The following is a 17,190-nucleotide window of genomic DNA, read 5'->3' as shown; positions in this document are numbered from 1 at the left end:
CACGCATGCGAACTTCGCGGATCAGGTCATTGCCGTCCCGTCCGGGCAAGCCGATATCGCTGACGCGGCCGGCGAGTACTTGACCGCGTTGGACAGCAGGTTCCACAGGACTGCTGGAAGCGAGCCGGGTCGATCCATGCGGATGGCACCAGGTCGGGCGCAAGCTCGCGAGGCCACCGGACCCGCGCAGCATGGCGGTTGGCAGGGGACGTTTCCCTTGCTCGATGGCATTCGACGGCAGCCAGCCCGCGGCGGCGTTCGTCGGTCATGACATGGCGGCCCAGCACATGGGTCCAGACCGAGATCACGTTGAGCGGGTTGCGCAGCTCGTGCGACAGGATGGCGATGAACTCGTCCTTCATCCGGTTCAGTCGCTCGACGCTGGCTCGTGCTGCCTGCTCGCGTTCGCTCAGTTGCTCCTGCTGGCGTTCGAACCGGATCCGGTCGTGGCGTTCGAGACCACGGCCACCCTGCCCCCGGATGGTATGGCGGCGGAAATGCTCCAGTCCAGGTTGTCAGATGTACTTTAGCGCACACTTCAACTGCCGCGGACCTCGAAATACCTGCTACACACATATACTTGCTTCACAGCTATTTCAACTTTACTCTTTATGGTGGTAAGTCGTTTATAACTGTATAGCAAGTACTTTGCCTTTACGAGCAATGCAGGTAAAATATATTTACGCGCATAGCAGGTATCCAACATGAAGCAAGTGCTCTCAACGCCATCTCAGCTAGGCGAAATATTGCGGTCCGCTCGCCGAGCCAAACGGCTCACGCAAGGCCAAGCCGCCACCAGGCTGGGGCTAAGCCAAAGCCGGCTGTCTGCCTTGGAGATTGAGCCCAAAGCCATCTCCGCGGAACAGTTACTGGCCTTGGTCAGCCTTTATGGTTTAGAGCTCATTCTCCAGTCGAAGAACCACGCCCCGACATCGCAAGAAACGGAGTGGTAATCAATGGGAAGAAAGTCACACACTCGGGCGTTGTCAGTCTGGGCCAATGGCCAACGTATTGGCACCTGGCGCATCCCGCCGCATAGCCCTATGGAGCTCAAGTATGACAAAGACTGGATGGCCTCTGCCGCAGGACGCCCCTTGTCCCTTTCACTGCCGTTCGGCATCGACACCTCTCCTTTGAAGGGCAACCGGGTCCGCAACTACTTCGACAACCTTCTGCCGGATAACGACAACATCCGCCGGCGGCTCGCTACCAAATATCAGACCGCTTCCACCGACCCCTTCGACCTGTTGGAAGCAATAGGACGAGACTGCGTTGGCGCGGTCCAGCTACTCAAGGAAGACGACGCCCCCCAGAACGTCGACCGTATTGAAGGCACCCCGCTGTCTGACGCCGACATTGAGAAGCTCCTCGAGAACACGGTTACCACAACGGGGCCTGGAACAATAATGGAAGATGAAGATTTCCGCATCTCCATTGCAGGCGCCCAAGAAAAGACCGCCCTGCTCCATCACGAAGGGAAATGGCTGCTTCCGCATGGGGCAACGCCGACCACACATATCTTGAAGCTACCGCTCGGGTTGGTTGGCAACCGGAAAGCTGACTTGTCGACCTCGGTAGAGAACGAATGGCTTTGCATGCAGCTCTTCAAGGAGTTCGGACTTCCGGTGGCCGACTGTGAGATATTGACCTTCGGCAAGCAGAAGGTGCTCGTCGTCACGCGATTCGACCGACAACTTCATCACAGCGGCAAATGGATAATGCGTTTGCCGCAAGAGGATTTCTGCCAGGTCCTCGGCGTGCCTCCCCATCTGAAGTACGAAGCAGAAGGCGGACCAGGGATGGTCGACATTGCGGCAGTCCTACGGCAGTCACAAACTCCAGAGCATGACCTGAAAACATTCTTGGCAGCGCAAGTCGTTTTCTGGATGCTGGCTGCTACAGACGGGCACGCCAAGAACTTCAGCATCCATATGTTGTCAGGGGGACGTTACAACCTCACACCACTTTATGACATTCTGTCCGCTTGGCCGATTATCGGGGATGGGCCCAACCACGTCTCGTACCACAAGGCTAAGCTCGCCATGGCAGTTGCAGGCAAGAACCGCCACTATCTGTTGAAGGATATTCGGCGCCGCCATTTCAATGCCATGGCACCTAAGTGCTTTGCAGGCGCAACTGCGGAACCCATCATGGAGGAGTTGATTGCCAAGGTCCCAGCGGCCGTTTCGAACGTCGCCAATCGACTGCCACCAAATTTCCCTGCCCGTGTCTCGGACAGCATCTTGGAAGGCCTTCAGGCGTCCGCCAAGAAACTCGGTGACGTGAACGCAGGTTAGCGCTGCAAAACCGCCGGCGGTGGCCGGCAGCTTCGAATCATCAGAGAGTCAACCGCTGGTACGCGCACGTCCGCGACGGCGGGATGCGAGTTGCATGGTCTTTCTCCTGGTAAAAGTTTGCAGTTGAAACCGCACACCGGGATTCCTAGATTCAGTTTCGTGTGGCCCGTCGCACCTCAGAGCAATCCTGTTCATGGCCGTCGGCCCAGCGACTGCTAGCAGCCCTGCCGTTTGCGCCACGCCTCATAGAGATCGGGGCCCTCGTCGCGCGCCGGCACGTAGGCCAACTTCATCTCCCGCAGTTCGAGCGGCCGCGCCAGTTCGACATAGCCGCGTTCCGCGGACAGGTCGTAGGGCGCGCCGTCTTCGTTGGAATAGGCGTAGTAGATCGCCCCGACGCCGGCCAGGTACATCGCGCTCAGGCACATTGGGCACGGGTAGCCGCTGGCGTAGACCGTGCAGCCGGTCAGGTCGGGCTTGCCCAGTGCCCTGCTGGCGGCGCGCACCGCCTGCATTTCGGCGTGCGCGCTGGGATCGCAGGTGGCTTCCACCTCGTTGACCGCGCGCGCCAGCACCTGTCCATCCTTGACCACCACGGCGCCGAAAGGCCAGGTATTGCGCTCGCGCACGTTTTCCATGGCGAGGCGGATGGAATCGATCAGATAGGCTTCCGTGGTCGACACGCTTTGTCTCCGGTGAAGGACCTGGCCCGGGGCAGGCCGATGGGGTGGCGGGCCAGCAGACTATAGGCCAGCGTGCGCGCGCGGCGTGCTGCGAGTTGTTATACGGCGTATTTGGTCCAGCCCCTGCAATTGGCTTTGGTACTGCTGGCTATTCGTGGAGTCAGTTCCTTTCCCCCCTTCCAGCACTGACTCCTTAAAGGAATTCACTCAATGCTCGCCAGCCGCGCGCCCGCCGCGAGGAAGACACCGGCGGGCGTCTGCCAGGTCACGCGGCCGTCGCGATGGGCATGTACTTGGATTTCCATCTTCATTGCCTCCATCACGGCGATCAGTTCGCCTTCCTTGACCTCGTCGCCCTCCGCGACCTTCCAGGCCTGCACGGTGCCGGCGATAGGAGACGGCAGCTCGGCGGCGTCGGTGGCGGTTGCCTGCGCCGGCGCTGCGGCGCTGTCGGATGCGGGCGCGTCAGCCAGGCCCCGCAGCAGTTGCGCCGGCAGGCCGAGCACCACGCGGCGGCCATCGATCTCGATGGCGGTACGCAGCAGGCTGCTGTCCTGCTGCGGCTCGGCGCGGGTAGCCGCGGCGAGGGGCTCGGCGAAGTCAGTCTCGATCCATCGCGTGTGAACCTTGAAGCCATTCGCGCCAAGGAAATCGGCGTGGTCGATCACGGCGCGGTGGAACGGCAGTACCGAGGCCACGCCTTCGATGCGGAATTCGCGCAGCGCGCGGCGCGCGCGCGCCAGCGCCTGTTCACGTGTGGCGCCGGTCACGATGAGCTTGGCCATCAGCGAGTCGAACGTGCCTGGCACCACCGAGCCCGCCTGCACGCCCGAATCGACGCGCACGCCGGGCCCCGATGGGGCATCGAAGCGCTGCACCGGGCCGGGGGTTGGCAGGAAGCCGCGCCCCACGTCCTCTGCATTGATGCGGAACTCGATCGAATGGCCCAGCGGCGCGGGTGTTTCGGTGATCGACAGCGGCAGGCCGTCGGCCACGCGCAGTTGCTCGACCACTAGGTCGACCCCGGTAGTCTGCTCGGTCACGGGGTGCTCGACCTGCAGGCGGGTATTGACCTCCAGGAACGAGATCGCGCCGCTGGCGCTGAGCAGGAATTCGACGGTGCCGGCGCTGATGTAGCCGGCCGTGGCGCAGATATCGCGGGCGGCGGCGTGGATGCTCGCGCGCTGCGCGTCGGTCAGGAACGGCGCCGGGGCTTCTTCCACCAGCTTCTGGTTGCGGCGCTGCAGCGAGCAGTCGCGCGTGCCCAGCACCACCACATTGCCATGCTGGTCGGCCAGTACCTGCGCTTCGATATGGCGTGGCTTGTCAAGGAACTGCTCGACGAAGCACTCGCCGCGGCCAAAGGCGGTGACCGCTTCGCGCACGGCGGACGCGTACAACTCCTCGACTTCATCCATGCGCCAGGCGATCTTCATGCCGCGGCCGCCGCCGCCGAAGGCCGCCTTGATGATGATCGGCAGGCCGTGCCGCTCGGCAAAGGCCAGCACCTCGTTGGCGTCGGCCACCGGATCGGGCGTGCCGGCCACCAGCGGGGCGCCGACCTGCAAGGCGATCTTGCGCGCTTCCACCTTATCGCCAAGCCGGGCGATCGTCTCCGGTGACGGCCCGATCCAGGTCAGGCCAGCATCGATCACCGCCCGGGCAAAGGCTTCGCTTTCCGACAGGAATCCATAGCCGGGATGCACGGCGTCGGCCCCGCTGCGGCGAGCGATATCGAGCAGCTTGGGGATGTTCAGGTAGGTGTCCGCCGGACGGTCACCGTCGAGGCCGTAGGCTTCATCGGCCAGGCGCGCGTGCATCGCGTCGATATCGGCATTGGCATACACGGCCACCGACGCCACGCCATAGTCGGCGCAAGCGCGGATGATGCGAACGGCGATCTCGCCACGGTTTGCAATCAGGACTTTCTTCATGGCAAATCTCTGTTGGTGCGTGTGCGCGCTCAGGCGGCAGACGGGTTCAGTTCTTGAAAGGCGCCGATCGGATTGAAGCGCAGCCAGGCGCCTACCGGAATCTGGCCGGCACGATCCAGATGATGGGGTGCCACGGCGCCGATCACGGGATAGCCGCCGGTCAGCGGGTGGTCGGCCAGGAAAAGGACGGGCTGGCCGCTGGGCGGCACCTGCAGCGCGCCGAGGGCTGTGCCCTCGCTTGGCAGCTCGCCGGTGATGGCGCGCTCCAGCGGTACCTCGCCGGCCAGGCGCAGACCCACGCGGTTGGATTGCGGGGTGACCTGCCAGCGCTGTGCGGCAAGGAGCGCCACGGACTCGGCAGTGAACCAGTCGGTGCGGGGGCCGAGCACCACGTCCAGCACGACCTCCTGCTCCACCGTGGGCAGGTCGGCGGCAGGCTGCTCCGGGGCGCCCACGACGGCGCCGGCCGGCGCGGGTCGCAGCTCGAGCACATCGCCCACGGCCAACGGCGCGGGGCCGACCTTGGCCAGCGTGTCGGTGGCGCAGCTGCCCAGCACCGGCGCGACAGCAAACCCGCCGCGCGCCGCCACATAGCAGCGGGCCCCGGCGCGCGGCTGACCGATGCTCAGCGTGTCGCCATCGGCGAGCGCCACAGCCTGGTGGTTCGGGACGCTCCATTGCCGGCCATCGGCCGCGCGCACCGTGAGCGGTGCATCGGCGCCGGTGACCGCCAGCACGGTTTCGCCCATGCTCCACAGCTGCAAGCCGCCACCGATGGTCTCGAGCGCTGCGGCATCGCTGCGGTTGCCCACCAGGCGGTTGGCGGTCTTGAGCGACGCCTGGTCCATCGCGCCGGAAGCCGAGACGCCCTGCCCCGCCTGGCCGTGCCGGCCCAAGTCCTGGAATGCAGTCAGCAAGCCGGTGCCGCTCACTTTCAGCGCCGCGGCAGCGGGCGCCTTAGCTGCCGGCAACGGCGGGCGTGCCGGCGCGTCAGCGGCGATGCCGCCGTCCGCGTCCACCATGCCATCGTGCGTGGCGATATCGACAAAACGCACGCGATAGCCGGGCTGCAGCAGCGCAGGCTGTTCGCGATCCAAATCCCACATGGCCATGGGTGTCACGCCGATGATCTGCCATCCGCCGGGGCTGGCCTGCGGATACACGCCGCTGAAGGTGCCCGCCAGCCCTACGGCGCCGGCGGGAATGCGCGTACGCGGCGTACTGCGGCGCGGAACGTCGAAGCTGGGATGGCCGCCGCTCAGGTAGGCAAAACCGGGAGCGAAGCCGGTGAAAGCAACGGTGTATTCGCTGCCGGTGTGGCGGCGCACGACTTCCTCGGGCGTGATGCCAAGCAGCTGCGCCACCTCGGCCAGATCCTCGCCGTCATAGCGCACCGGGATCTCGACCAGGATGCTGCTGCGCTCGACGCGCTGCGACAGGTCGCGCGCGGCAATGGCCCGCACCAGCGCGGCCGCGCTGGTGGCCGACGCGCGGAAGTGCACGAGAATCGTGCGCGCGGCGGGCACCAGTTCCGCAACGCCATGAAGAGGATCGCGCTGCAGCGAGGTCAACAAGGCCAGCGTCTGGTCCAGGTCGGCCAGCTCCACCAGCAGTGCATTCGAGGTAACGGGCAGGAAACGCAAAACGAGCTCCACAAACGACCCGGCGGTCTTAGACGTGGTACGTGCTGTCAGGCACGTCGGTAATGAACATGTGGCCCGGTGCATGGGTCACGGCAAACGGCACGCCGGACGCCATCACGGCAGCCTGGGGCGTGACGCCGCAGGCCCAGAACAAGGGGATTTCGCCCGGCTCAATGCGCACGGCGTCGCCGAAGTCGGGCTTTGCTATGTCGGCAATGCCTAGCGCCGCCGGGTTGCCGACATGGACCGGCGAGCCGTGCACCGACGGGAAGCGTCCGGTAATGGAAACCGCATCGGCAACCCGATGCGCAGGGATTGGCCGCATGGACACGACCAATTCGCCGTGCAGCCGGCCGGCGGGGCGGCACTGGCGATTGGTGCGGTACATCGGAACGTTGGAGCCGTCGGCGATATGCCGCACCTCGATGCCGGCCTCTTGCAGTGGCGTCTCGAAAGTGAAGCTGCAGCCGATCAGGAAGGTGACCAGGTCCGGATGCTCAACCCACAGGGAAGTGGCATCGGCCACCTCTTCCACCAGCTTGCCGTCGCGCCACACGCGATACAGCGGAATGTCGGTGCGGATGTCCGCCCCTTCCGCCAGCACGGTCCGGTGCGCGCCCGCCTCGATCACGTCGAGCACGGGACAGGCCTTCGGGTTACGCTGCGCGTACAGCAGGAAGTCCCAGGCCCAGTCACGCGGCAACGCAATCATGTTGGCTTGCGTCATCCCCGGTGCAATGCCGGCAGTCGGCTGTACGGTGCCGGCGCGATAGCTTTCACGCGCCTCACGCGCGGCGTTCAGGGCGGCGATGCGGGCGCGTTGCAGTGCGGAATCTTGCATGAGTGGTTCTCCAATGCCTTGAATCAGGCGAACGCGCAAATTTTCACGCCATCGAGCTCTAGTGCCTCGCGCACGGCGCGCGCCATTTCCAGCGCGCCTTCACTGTCGCCATGTACGCAGATCGATTGCGCATCCACGCGGGCCACGCTGCCGTCGATGGCCCGTACCGTGCCTTCACGCACCAGGCGCAGCATGCGTTGCGCCACTTCCAAGGCATCGTGCAGGACCGCGCCTTTTTCCCGCCGAGGCACCAGCGTGCCCTGCGGCGTGTAGGCGCGATCGGCAAACGCCTCGGCAATGACGCGCAAGCCGGCCTCCCGCGCCCAACCCACCAGCGGCGAGCCCGCCAGCGCGACCAGCGTGAGCTCGGGATCGACTTTGAGGATGGCGGTGATCACGTCGCGCGCCTGCCGTTCATCGCTGGCGATGGTGTTGTACAGAGCGCCGTGCGGCTTGACATAGCGCACGGTGGCACCGACCGTCGCGGCCATTCCAGTCAGGGCGCTGATCTGGTAGATCACATCGGCAACCAGGTCTGCACTGGCCACGTCCATGTTGCGGCGGCCGAAACCTTGCAGGTCGGGGTAGGAAACGTGGGCGCCCACCGTAGCGCCACGGATCCTGGCAGCCTTGAGCGTCTGCAGGATGCCGGCCGGATCCCCGGCGTGGAAGCCACAGGCCACGTTGGCGCTACTGACGATATCCAGCATGGCTGCATCGTTGCCCATGCTCCATGCGCCGAAGCTCTCGCCGAGATCGCTGTTGAGGTCGATTTGCATGGTGTCAGGCTACCGTCCGCGAAGTTGCTGCGTCAGCCGGTCCTTCCGTGCCAGCCTCGGTTTCGCCGAGTAGTTCGCGTCCCTGTGTTTCCGGCAACAGCAGGCACGCGATAATGACCAACCCATAGGCGCCCGCGGCGAGATAGCCGATGGCCACGCCCAGCGACATCGATGCGCTCATATGCCCGATCATGGCCGGGAACACCGAGCCGACCGCGCGCCCGAAGTTGTAGGAAAAGCCTTGTCCGGAGCCACGGATATGGCTCGGATACAGCTCCGTCAAGTAAGCTCCCATGCCCGAAAAGATGCCAGACAGGAAGAAGCCCAAGGGGAAGCCAAGCAGCAGCATCGCCGCGTCGGTGATCGGCAGCTGCGTATAGCAGATCACGAGGATGGCTGCGCTCACTGCGAACAGCATGAAGCAACGCCGGCGCCCCAGGCGGTCGGACAGCCAGGCGCTGGTCAGATAGCCGGCGAAGGAGCCTGCGATCAGCACCATCAGGTAGCCGCTGGTATTGAGCACGGACAGGTTGCGCTCCATCTTGAGATAGGTCGGCAGCCAGGTCGTCACCGAATAGTAGGCACCTTGCATGCCGGTCGCCAGCAGGCTGGCCAGCACCGTGGTGCGCAGCACGCCGGGCTTGAAGATCAGCATGAAGTTATTGCTTTGCCCGGTGCGGGCCAGCTTGGCCTTGGTTTCCTGATACACCTCGGGTTCGGAGATATTGCGGCGGATGTAGAGGATAAAGAGCGCCGGCAGCACGCCGATCCAGAACAGCACGCGCCATGCGTATTGCTGCTCGAACGCGGCATAGACCGCCCAGAAGGCAATCGCCGACAGGCCCCAGCCGACTGCCCAGCTGCTTTGCACCAGGCCAACCGCCTTGCCGCGGTGGCGGGCACGGATCATCTCGGCGATCAGCACCGAACCGACCGACCATTCGCCGCCGAACCCCAGCCCTTGCAGCATGCGGGTCACGAACAGTTGCTCGGGAGACTGGGTGAATCCGCTCAGGAAGGTAAAGAAACTGAACCAGAGCACGGTCAGCTGCAGGATCCGCACGCGGCCATATTTGTCGGCCAGGATGCCGGCCAGCCAGCCGCCGACGGCCGAGCTGATGAGCGCGCCCGTCGCGATATAGCCGGCCTCGGCCTTGGTCATGCCCCACACCAGGATGAAGGTGGGGATCATGAAGGTGTAGATCATGTAGTCGAATGCATCGACCCCGTAGCCGACGAAGGCGGCAAAGAGCGTCTTGCGCTCTCCCTGCGTTGTTTCTTTAAGCCACATGGTTGCGCTCACTTTGGATAGGACAAAGCTTGGAAAAGGCTCGTCGCGCGGTCTTCGCGACGATGTTCCGGTAGCGAGCGAGAACGCTATCCAGCGCCGCTGCTTCCCAGCGCTGTTTAGCAAAATACATACCATGTTGATCTATCGGCACGTATTACTCAACCACCTTGCTGTATTGTTGAACAATATTATGGCTTGATCGATCGTGGTATACACCTAAACCACCGGGGGAAGGCGTCACTGGCACCAATCTTGTGCATATTGTTGAACAAAGTGCGCTAACATCCCGGCACGGGGGCTTACCGGTACCAGCCAGCCCCATTCAAGCCAACATGACAACAAGTACTGACGTAAGAAATTTGGCCGAGCGGGTCACGGAACAGATTCGCCAGCGGATCGTGCGTGGCGACTTCGCGCCCGGGCAGCGCTTGTCGGAAGCCGCGCTAAGCGAAAGCCTGCAGATCTCGCGCAATACCTTGCGCGAGACCTTTCGCGTGCTGACCAAGGAAGGCCTGCTGAAGCATGAACCGAATCGCGGAGTGTCGGTGGCCATTCCCAGCATCGCGGCCATCATCGACATCTACCGGGTGCGCCGCCTGATCGAGTGCCAGGCCATCGCCCAGGCCTACCCCAGCCATCCGGCCAAAAAGCACATGCGCGAAGCTGTGGAAATGGGACTGCGCTGCCGCGACAGCGGCGACTGGCAAGGTGCGGGGACTGCCAATATGGAGTTCCACATGGCCATCGTGGAACTGGCGGACAGCGAGCGGCTGAACGTGATGTTCTCCCACCTCCTGGCTGAATTGCGCCTGGCTTTCGGCTTGCTGCAGGATCCGGAATTCCTGCATGGCCCTTATGTCGAGATGAACCAGCACATCCAGCAGCTGTTCGAGTCGGGCAAGCTCGCGGAGTGTGCCGCAGCCCTTAACGAATACCTGGTGCAGTCAGAGCGAATCGTGCTGTCAGTCTGCGCCCGGCACCCCCTTTTCAAGGGGCGTTGAGTGCTGGTGCCCGGCGACCAGTAGATCGGCCTTTACCTCCGATGGAACGCATCCTCAAGGCTCTCTTCCACCAGCTGGTGAGGTCTGAAAGATTTTCTGGGTGATGACATGGGTGCTTATCGAGTATTCGTCGCCGCGCACGAATAGCCAAGCCACATCTAGATACTCAGCCGGGTTGTTCGTTGTCTGTCGACTTCTGGAGCAAGTGCCCGTACGCGTCAATTTCCTTCTGCGTTCGGGCCTCGCTCGCCGCGATCTTCTCTGGCGTGACTTCGCCGTCGATAAACTCAACCGACACCCGGTTCACGCGTGGATCCTTCTCGACGATCCCTTGCAAAATTTTGTCGAACAGTTTTTCACCGGCTCGCAGGCCCAGAGGCCGCGGCACCAGCACCTTGACCAGCAGGATTTCGTCGTCGCCAGTACTTTCAGCTACACCAGCGAGTGCGGATCTCAGATAGCCCTTCAGTTTGAGGACGCTGAGGTCGCCGGGTACCCCTACATGTGAAACCCGAATCGATTTCTGGGCCATGCCGTCTGTCTTGCGCTTGTTGTCGAAGGCCTGAATATACCGCATGGCTGGCACGGCGAAGTTCGACGATGCTCTCCTGCGATGCGGACACCGTGCCACCACTCGCTAGCAAGAGGGTGAGAACTCGTCAAGGACCATGTTCATTCCATCGCATGGCAGGATTTGCACTTAGCCGGACATACTGACGGTCCCCCACGCCCATTCGAGAATCGGTTCAAACCGAGACGGGAGAAGCTGCCGAGCTTCGGCAAAAGTAACCCAGCGATATTCATGGTGCTCGGGGCGACCGAGTTCTGCGCTGATCGGCAAACTCACGTCTCCGCTTGGCGAAAAGGCAAGATAGAAGCGGGCAATCTTGCCGTGGCCATAGGGTTCGGTTTCCAGATAGCCTTCACCCCAACGAAGCTCGAGCACAGACAACCCGGTTTCAGTGGGACGGCGTAGTCTTCGGTTCGGCTGTTGTCCGGCAGGATTCAAAGTGAAGTGCAGTTCAAATGGCGCCTCAACAGGATCGCTGACAGGCAGAACCTGGCCGGCAGGCGACGGCGAGATCGATGCAGCCGGCCAGTTCTTCTGGGAGGACATGGTGGAGCAAGTTCCGCTTCCTAGCCAAGGCATTCTCAAGACTTCTTCGACCGTTCGACGCCAGTTCCGGAGGTCAGGATTCTGGATCCACCCGTACGCGGATGCCCGCCGTCATGCGTCAGGTGGGATCGTGACCAGTCCTGACGATTAGTCAGCTCGGCGCCACCGACCTGACTCGTGACGCACGCTGACCCGTTCCTCATTCAGCCGGACTTGCTCCTCATTCACCTTCGGCGAGGTCGAAAGGTCAATGTCGAAGGCGACGTTGAGCGTCTGCATGACATGGACATCCTCAATGGGAAGCTCCCAGGTCAGGAATAGCTGCGTGCAATCCTGGTCGGGCGGGAAGTCGGCCACATCAAAACCGCTGCTGCCGCGTTGAATGACCCCATGAGGCTGGCAGGTATCGAATATCAGAACCGAACCACGGGTCAGGGGGATTCGAAGACCCAACGACGGAAAGTGTACGTCCTGCCCCTTATCCTCACTCAGGAAGAGATTGCAGAAGGCCGCACCGCCGTACTGCTCTCCGTCATGGTGATACCTCGCGCCGCGGCAAGCCATGAGAGCGACCTCACTGGAGGCAAGTACTCCGGGCAGTCCAAGCGTGCTTGCCCAATCAGACACTGCCTGCACGCAGTGCGAGTAGTCCGGCCAGCGCGCTCGTGCTCGTGCCAGAGGCAACACCTCAACATCCCCGGGTTCCAAGGTCATGCGGGACGATATCTCCCTAGCCCAATCCGCGAGCAGACGCGCCGGCGGCTCTGGCACGTCGACCGTGCCTGACAGCACGATGTCACTTACGCGCCGACTGCGGATAGCGTCGCCGCTCCAGAAATAGGAGGTCAGGAGGCTTTGGGGCTGGGGTTGCAGGGGAGGGTAGCTCATTTGTAGCAGTGTAATGCGGCTGCCTTGGTCGCCTTGCCATCGCGCCAGCGAACGGCTCTTCCCGACCCAATGCCGTCCTTCGCGTCTGCCCGAATTGCCGGGCTCGCGAAAGGCTCTGCTTGCAGGAACTGGCGCATCACCGGATCGGATTCGAGGCTGATGGCGCTCCGATAGGCCCGGGAGCGCCCATGCGGCCCGCGGAGAGAAGCAGCGCCCCCGCCTCGTCAGCGGCGTCACAGTGCACCGGTCCTGCATTAGTCGCGCCGCTTGTAGGTGTTGGGTAGCACTACACAGGTTCGTGGCACTGCCGGATGCCTTCCAACACTCCACGCCGCGTTGCGTTTCGCCACGCCGCGGTCATACCGACCGTCCCGCCCGGAAACCCGGCGTTTGCGCGGCCACCTCGACAATCCTCTGGCTATTCTCCGCAACCGGCACGCTCCATGCGTCTGTTCAATCGAGCACTGCAACATGCTCGATTGAAACCACACTCGTTAAGTCACAGCTAGGAGAAGCCATGAGCACAATGACGATCAAGGACTTGCTGCCGCTCGACATCGAGCAGCAAGGCAAGCCAACCACGACGATTCGTTCACTTTCGAGCGAGGAGTTGCACCGGATATCGGGCGGGCGATCCGCGGTGGGGATGTTGAACGGAGACGAAAACAATCTTGTCACCTTCGATATAGACAAATGGAATTTTGACCAATTCGCGCGTGGGGCATTGTAGGCGCTAAAGCCCAGAGAACCGCCCCCGCGCTGTCGCTCGCATTCAGCCCGGGGGTGGTTTGAAGTGCCGATGGCAACTCGTTATCTCTTTGATTGCCGGGTCGGGCGCCCGAGCGCGTCCATCAGCCTGTGCGGGCCTCCTTCTACGTTCCCGTCGACGCACCGAGACCCGCGAGGTGCAACACCCATTCACTTTGCCCATCGACATCGATCAGAGCCGCCGCTTCGTCGTCGTAAAACCCGCCCACCGGGCAAGCCGCCAAGCCGCGGGCAACCGCGCCGAGCAACCAGCGCTCGCCCAGCATGCCCGCCTCGAGAAAGGCATGGCGATAACCACGCGCACCTTCCGCCAGCATGTGCGCGCGATCGGCGGATAGCACCAGCACCACGGCGGCGTTGCCGATCACTTCCTGCGACAACGCGGCCGCCTGCGCAGCAGCGGCGTAATCGCTGTCGCGCACGCGTACCAGCGCGTGCAGAGGCAGGTAGCGATACACGCCCGGCCGGAGCCCTGCGACACGATTGACGACCAGATTGATGTGGACGGCGCCCGATAGCTGGGGCGGCAGCGCCATGTCGGCCAGCATCGATGACAGCGTCGCGAGCGGCACCGGCTCGTCGAGGAAGCGCCGCTGGCTGCGCCGCTGGACTATCGTGTCGGTCACGCCTGCGGCGGCGGGCTCAGGCGCCGGTAGCGCGATGTGCCCGGCGCCCACCTCGTCGGGCAATAGCTGCAGCGACGTGGCCCGGTGCACCATGCCTGTCACGCCGATTGTCAGGCCGGAGGGTACCGGCGGCGCTGCGAAGCGCGCGCGCGAAGCTTCGCCGGTGGACGCCACGCCGCTGGCTGCGGGTCGCAGATCCATGACAGCGAGCACGCCTTCCTCGAGGCCATCGACACCGATGGCCTTGGCGGCCAGCATCTCGTCAAAGCGCGCGACGAGCGTCGCCCGCATTCCCGCCTGATGCCCCGCGAGCCGCAGATTCTCGAGCAAGTGGCCAGCGTCCGCAACCGCATAGCGGTAGGCCCGGTCGCGGTACTTGTAGCCGGTGCGGCGGAACACCGCAGTCAGCACCACGGCCGCGTCGGCGCCGTCTGCCTGAGGCGCGCCGAGCGCGGCCGGTGCAGCGCCCAGCGCGTCGAGCCGATTGTGCTCCGGGTCGTAGTGATAAAGCCCGGCCGGCAAGCCCTCGACCTTGTGCGCCACGACATAGAGCTCGCTGGGAAACAGGGCGCCGGAAGATGGCGAGGCGCGCAGTGCCAGGCCACCGCGCCGCGCCGTGATGCCGGCCGTCAGGTACAGCATCTCGCCCAACTCGGCAACGCTCAGGCGCTGCGTGCGCGGCGAGGGGGCGCGCAGTGCGTCGCTCAGGCCGCGCTCGTGGGTCCTGTCCCGCGCGAGGGCGATGTGCGGCACGTCGGGGTAGCGCTTGAAAGCGGGCGGCGGCGCACCCCATTCGACCCCTGGCGCGCGCTGGAACACGCGGCTGCGCGACTCGGACGAGAATTCGTGATAACGGACCACCGCATCGACCGGGCCAAATCCGGCTTCGGCGGCGTTGGTCCAGCGGACAGCGACTTCGCTGGCGCCGTGACGCGTGCCGAGGAAGAACGCCATGCCGAGAGCGGCGAGGACGGTCAGCGCCTTGCCGACCGCGACCGGGCCGTGCCTGCCGCCGCGGGTGGACTGCTGCGCGGGCTGGGACGGTGCACGCCGCAGCCAGCGCAACACGGCCGGCAGGTTGAAAACCAAATGCACGGAGACAAGCAGCAGCGTGCAGTAGCCAAACAGGTAGTGCCAGTCGAACACCGGCAACTGCTGATTGGCCACCCAGAACACACCGAGACTTGCCGTCGTCACCAGGTAGGCGATCAACAGCAAGCTGGTTTGCACATTGAGCGCCTGACGCGACGGTGTCCGTCCGCGCCACGTCGACACGGTGACATACAGTGCGTACATCGAAAGCGGCAACAGAACCCAAAGGATCTTTGGCACCATGTCCTGACACGCCTTGCTGAAATGTGGGAACGCGACGGAGCCTAAACTCTATCCTTGTCCGCCTGGCCAGGCTACAGGTTGTCATCCCTTGCAGCGCAGCTTGCAGCACCCGGAGCGCTCTGCGCCAACGCGTGGCTGACTTAGGAAGTGTCTGCCTTAGCGATGGGATGCGCGACAGGTGTCGCCCCCGCTACGACGGAGGTAGCCCCACCGGCTGCTCCGCCTGCCTTTCCAGCCATTCGCGCCATACGGCGAGCAGCACTGCGAGGCCGATCAGCCCCTTGTTGTGGTAGAGCGGCAGCCAGGAGACGAACACGTCGGCGGGCGTCGCCCGCGCCGCCTGCCGCATGGCGCGGATGTTGGCGAGCAGGTTGGCCTGGGTGAGCACGACGTCCTTCGGGTCGCCGGTGCTGCCGCAGGTGTACTGGTGACTCAATTGCACGGCGTACCTGGGAGAGGCGTCCCATAACTGGTTATCCCATAACAGGTATCGCTCCGGTTGACGGCAATGCCCTCCGAGTTCGGTTCTCGGTCGAGGGGGAATTTTCCGACCTTAGTGCAGCAATAACGAAACTCAGTCGAAAGTGCTGGGGCATTCGTCATCGCTGGGGACGCCATGGCGGGTTGCTCAGGTGTCGGGACGATTTTCGTCCTTGGGGGAGCCTTGGCGGGTTGCTCAGGTGCCGGGACATTCTTCATCGCTGGGGGAGCCTTGGCGGGCTGCCCGGGTGCCGGGACATTCCTCGTCGCTGGTGGAACCCTAGCGGGTGGCTCAGAAGAGACGCACTGGCCTTGCTCGCAAATTCGCTCCCCTTTGCACTGCATGTCATATTGGCACCCAATTGCACTGGCGTGCGGCGCAACCCCTACCGCCATTGATATGGCGAGAAGCAAGCCTAGCGCTTTCATACCTAGCTTCGCCCCCTTTCTCTATATAGATCGCCAGTCCGTGCATGTTGCCTCCACCGGCCAAGCCCTATTGGCGGGCTTCACGCCCCCCGAGCCCAGCGGTCTTGCGCTGGCCTGGCCGGTGGGCTCGGGAGGCTCATGTAGGAGTAATGGCGGCCTACGCCGTCTCGACGTCCCGCTCGCGGGCGGTGCCGGCGACGGTGCAAGCCTGGTCAATGGGCCGAGAGACCGGCTTCGCCGCGGCCTCAGCCGGCTCGGCCTGCTCCAAGGATGTGGCCGTCACCGGGCTGGTTGGTTTTGGAATCGGACGTAGCCAAGCCATCAACGCCGCCCGACGCCCATCGAGACGAGAGCGAAGCGACAAGGTCGTCGAGCTATGCCGCTCCTGGGCCGCATTCTCACGAGGGCGATCCAGGTAATGAATCCGGAAGCACATGGGATACCTCCTTTCGGAAGACGGAGACGTCCCCACGAGCATCGCTCATTCCGGCGGAGACGACCACTTCTAGTATGGAATGTGCACGCGCTGAGCGCCACCCGAGCTGACCGTTTCACTTCGGGGGGCACCCGGAGCAGCCATGCCACAAAGCGCGGTACTACGGGGATATTGGCTGCTCCTGCCTGCTCGCCACCGCCCCCGCGCGGCCTCGCGGAATGGCGTGAGCCCACTTTTACAAGACGACCGCCCCAAGCTAATCCGCTGTCGAAGCTATCTGATCCGGAAAAACTCCACGCTCTGCCCCGCATGGACCGCCCGCCGCAGCCACGCCGGCATCTCGCCCTGCCCGTCCCAGCTCAGCCCCTCGGCATTGCGGTAGCAGACCGCCGGCGGCGGGGGTGGCGGAGGATCGAAGCACCCCGCCACCTCCAGTTCCTCCATCGTCAGCGCGTTGTCGGCCATTTGCGCCTGGATCCAGCGGATCGCGTCTACCCGCTCATTCTTTGTTGCCATCGTTGCCGTCATTGCCGCCATCGGCGTTGAGGGCGGCAGCCGGCGCGCCCTGTTCTTCGTCCTGTCCTTCCTTCGCGGTCGGCGCCGGGCCTCTGACCTTACGCCGTCCGCCACCGGCATTCGTTC

Annotated in this window: 17 protein-coding genes and 1 pseudogene; 5 read left to right on the top strand and 13 right to left on the bottom strand. The window is 63.8% G+C overall.

What is annotated here, in order from left to right:
• Positions 1 to 26 precede the first annotated feature (26 nt).
• The gene (locus ABNX08_RS34610; protein ID WP_349608547.1) at positions 27 to 308 is read right to left on the bottom strand and encodes a hypothetical protein; all 282 of its coding nucleotides are present in this window, start codon (positions 306 to 308) and stop codon (positions 27 to 29) included.
• On the opposite strand from ABNX08_RS34610, the gene ABNX08_RS34605 reads away from it, so the two are divergent.
• The 3 genes from ABNX08_RS34605 to ABNX08_RS34595 all read left to right on the top strand — a co-directional run bounded on the left by ABNX08_RS34605 (position 225) and on the right by ABNX08_RS34595 (position 2,297).
• Positions 225 to 530 carry a hypothetical protein gene (locus ABNX08_RS34605; RefSeq protein WP_349608549.1) on the top strand — a complete coding sequence of 102 codons (306 nt, stop codon included), beginning with the start codon at positions 225 to 227 and terminating at the stop codon, positions 528 to 530. The two genes, ABNX08_RS34610 and ABNX08_RS34605, sit on opposite strands and share 84 nt — an antisense overlap.
• A 174-nt stretch (positions 531 to 704) precedes the next feature.
• Positions 705 to 953 (top strand): helix-turn-helix transcriptional regulator, encoded by a 249-nt coding sequence (locus ABNX08_RS34600; protein WP_022539925.1) that lies wholly within the window; start codon positions 705 to 707, stop codon positions 951 to 953.
• Positions 954 to 956: 3 nt separating this feature from the next.
• The gene (locus tag ABNX08_RS34595) at positions 957 to 2,297 is read left to right on the top strand and encodes a type II toxin-antitoxin system HipA family toxin (RefSeq protein WP_349608479.1); all 1,341 of its coding nucleotides are present in this window, start codon (positions 957 to 959) and stop codon (positions 2,295 to 2,297) included.
• Positions 2,298 to 2,512: 215 nt separating this feature from the next.
• Here ABNX08_RS34595 and ABNX08_RS34590 read toward each other — a convergent pair whose 3' ends face one another.
• The 6 genes from ABNX08_RS34590 to ABNX08_RS34565 all read right to left on the bottom strand — a co-directional run bounded on the left by ABNX08_RS34590 (position 2,513) and on the right by ABNX08_RS34565 (position 9,468).
• A complete protein-coding gene (locus tag ABNX08_RS34590) occupies positions 2,513 to 2,980 on the bottom strand; it encodes a nucleoside deaminase (RefSeq protein ID WP_022539923.1) in 468 nt (155 codons plus the stop codon).
• Positions 2,981 to 3,183: 203 nt separating this feature from the next.
• On the bottom strand, positions 3,184 to 4,914 hold the full coding sequence (locus ABNX08_RS34585; RefSeq protein ID WP_349608476.1) for a biotin carboxylase N-terminal domain-containing protein: 1,731 nt from the start codon (positions 4,912 to 4,914) through the stop codon (positions 3,184 to 3,186).
• 29 nt (positions 4,915 to 4,943) lie between these two features.
• Complete coding sequence (gene pxpB / locus ABNX08_RS34580) at positions 4,944 to 6,557, bottom strand: 5-oxoprolinase subunit PxpB (protein ID WP_349608474.1); 1,614 nt, start codon at positions 6,555 to 6,557, stop codon at positions 4,944 to 4,946.
• Between the two features lie 28 nt (positions 6,558 to 6,585).
• Positions 6,586 to 7,398, bottom strand: a complete 813-nt coding sequence (locus ABNX08_RS34575; RefSeq protein ID WP_022539920.1) for a putative hydro-lyase — start codon at positions 7,396 to 7,398, stop codon at positions 6,586 to 6,588.
• 23 nt (positions 7,399 to 7,421) lie between these two features.
• On the bottom strand, positions 7,422 to 8,177 hold the full coding sequence (locus tag ABNX08_RS34570) for a LamB/YcsF family protein (protein ID WP_022539919.1): 756 nt from the start codon (positions 8,175 to 8,177) through the stop codon (positions 7,422 to 7,424).
• A 4-nt stretch (positions 8,178 to 8,181) separates the two neighbouring features.
• A complete protein-coding gene (locus tag ABNX08_RS34565) occupies positions 8,182 to 9,468 on the bottom strand; it encodes an MFS transporter (RefSeq protein WP_349608471.1) in 1,287 nt (428 codons plus the stop codon).
• A gap of 332 nt (positions 9,469 to 9,800) precedes the next feature.
• On the opposite strand from ABNX08_RS34565, the gene ABNX08_RS34560 reads away from it, so the two are divergent.
• Complete coding sequence (locus ABNX08_RS34560; RefSeq protein ID WP_022539917.1) at positions 9,801 to 10,469, top strand: GntR family transcriptional regulator; 669 nt, start codon at positions 9,801 to 9,803, stop codon at positions 10,467 to 10,469.
• Positions 10,470 to 10,635: 166 nt separating this feature from the next.
• Here the strand turns inward: ABNX08_RS34560 and ABNX08_RS34555 are convergent, their stop codons facing one another.
• The 3 genes from ABNX08_RS34555 to ABNX08_RS34545 form a co-directional block, all read right to left on the bottom strand.
• Positions 10,636 to 11,046: a hypothetical protein gene (locus ABNX08_RS34555; protein WP_349608469.1), complete on the bottom strand. Its 411-nt coding sequence runs from the start codon at positions 11,044 to 11,046 to the stop codon at positions 10,636 to 10,638.
• A gap of 123 nt (positions 11,047 to 11,169) precedes the next feature.
• Positions 11,170 to 11,586, bottom strand: a complete 417-nt coding sequence (locus tag ABNX08_RS34550; protein WP_349608467.1) for a hypothetical protein — start codon at positions 11,584 to 11,586, stop codon at positions 11,170 to 11,172.
• Between the two features lie 147 nt (positions 11,587 to 11,733).
• The gene (locus ABNX08_RS34545; protein ID WP_022539915.1) at positions 11,734 to 12,474 is read right to left on the bottom strand and encodes a hypothetical protein; all 741 of its coding nucleotides are present in this window, start codon (positions 12,472 to 12,474) and stop codon (positions 11,734 to 11,736) included.
• A gap of 517 nt (positions 12,475 to 12,991) precedes the next feature.
• On the opposite strand from ABNX08_RS34545, the gene ABNX08_RS34540 reads away from it, so the two are divergent.
• The gene (locus ABNX08_RS34540) at positions 12,992 to 13,204 is read left to right on the top strand and encodes a hypothetical protein (RefSeq protein WP_349608464.1); all 213 of its coding nucleotides are present in this window, start codon (positions 12,992 to 12,994) and stop codon (positions 13,202 to 13,204) included.
• 142 nt (positions 13,205 to 13,346) lie between these two features.
• Here the strand turns inward: ABNX08_RS34540 and ABNX08_RS34535 are convergent, their stop codons facing one another.
• The 3 genes and pseudogenes from ABNX08_RS34535 to ABNX08_RS34525 form a co-directional block, all read right to left on the bottom strand.
• Positions 13,347 to 15,203, bottom strand: a complete 1,857-nt coding sequence (locus ABNX08_RS34535; protein ID WP_349608462.1) for a SagB/ThcOx family dehydrogenase — start codon at positions 15,201 to 15,203, stop codon at positions 13,347 to 13,349.
• 190 nt (positions 15,204 to 15,393) lie between these two features.
• Positions 15,394 to 15,630 (bottom strand): annotated as a pseudogene (locus tag ABNX08_RS34530) (AMP-binding protein); the annotation flags it as partial.
• Positions 15,631 to 16,821: 1,191 nt separating this feature from the next.
• Positions 16,822 to 17,064 carry an H-NS family nucleoid-associated regulatory protein gene (locus ABNX08_RS34525; RefSeq protein WP_349608460.1) on the bottom strand — a complete coding sequence of 81 codons (243 nt, stop codon included), beginning with the start codon at positions 17,062 to 17,064 and terminating at the stop codon, positions 16,822 to 16,824.
• Positions 17,065 to 17,190 lie beyond the last annotated feature (126 nt).

It is taken from the genome of Cupriavidus sp. DF5525, from assembly GCF_040149425.2.
Classification (GTDB): domain Bacteria; phylum Pseudomonadota; class Gammaproteobacteria; order Burkholderiales; family Burkholderiaceae; genus Cupriavidus; species Cupriavidus pickettii_A.
Note: the sequence above shows the minus strand (reverse complement) of the source record. Positions and strands in the feature narration are given on the sequence as shown.

Bases quoted from the DNA above. Each gene is read 5' to 3' on its own strand.
- ABNX08_RS34550 (WP_349608467.1), bottom strand. From the start codon at position 11,586: ATGTCCTCCCAGAAGAACTGGCCGGCTGCATCGATCTCGCCGTCGCCT.
- ABNX08_RS34595 (WP_349608479.1), top strand. From the start codon at position 957: ATGGGAAGAAAGTCACACACTCGGGCGTTGTCAGTCTGGGCCAATGGC.
- ABNX08_RS34540 (WP_349608464.1), top strand. From the start codon at position 12,992: ATGAGCACAATGACGATCAAGGACTTGCTGCCGCTCGACATCGAGCAG.
- ABNX08_RS34565 (WP_349608471.1), bottom strand. From the start codon at position 9,468: ATGTGGCTTAAAGAAACAACGCAGGGAGAGCGCAAGACGCTCTTTGCC.
- ABNX08_RS34575 (WP_022539920.1), bottom strand. From the start codon at position 7,398: ATGCAAGATTCCGCACTGCAACGCGCCCGCATCGCCGCCCTGAACGCC.
- ABNX08_RS34545 (WP_022539915.1), bottom strand. From the start codon at position 12,474: ATGAGCTACCCTCCCCTGCAACCCCAGCCCCAAAGCCTCCTGACCTCC.
- ABNX08_RS34600 (WP_022539925.1), top strand. From the start codon at position 705: ATGAAGCAAGTGCTCTCAACGCCATCTCAGCTAGGCGAAATATTGCGG.
- ABNX08_RS34605 (WP_349608549.1), top strand. From the start codon at position 225: ATGGCATTCGACGGCAGCCAGCCCGCGGCGGCGTTCGTCGGTCATGAC.
- ABNX08_RS34535 (WP_349608462.1), bottom strand. From the start codon at position 15,203: ATGGTGCCAAAGATCCTTTGGGTTCTGTTGCCGCTTTCGATGTACGCA.
- ABNX08_RS34570 (WP_022539919.1), bottom strand. From the start codon at position 8,177: ATGCAAATCGACCTCAACAGCGATCTCGGCGAGAGCTTCGGCGCATGG.
- ABNX08_RS34555 (WP_349608469.1), bottom strand. From the start codon at position 11,046: ATGCGGTATATTCAGGCCTTCGACAACAAGCGCAAGACAGACGGCATG.
- ABNX08_RS34585 (WP_349608476.1), bottom strand. From the start codon at position 4,914: ATGAAGAAAGTCCTGATTGCAAACCGTGGCGAGATCGCCGTTCGCATC.
- ABNX08_RS34560 (WP_022539917.1), top strand. From the start codon at position 9,801: ATGACAACAAGTACTGACGTAAGAAATTTGGCCGAGCGGGTCACGGAA.
- ABNX08_RS34525 (WP_349608460.1), bottom strand. From the start codon at position 17,064: ATGGCAACAAAGAATGAGCGGGTAGACGCGATCCGCTGGATCCAGGCG.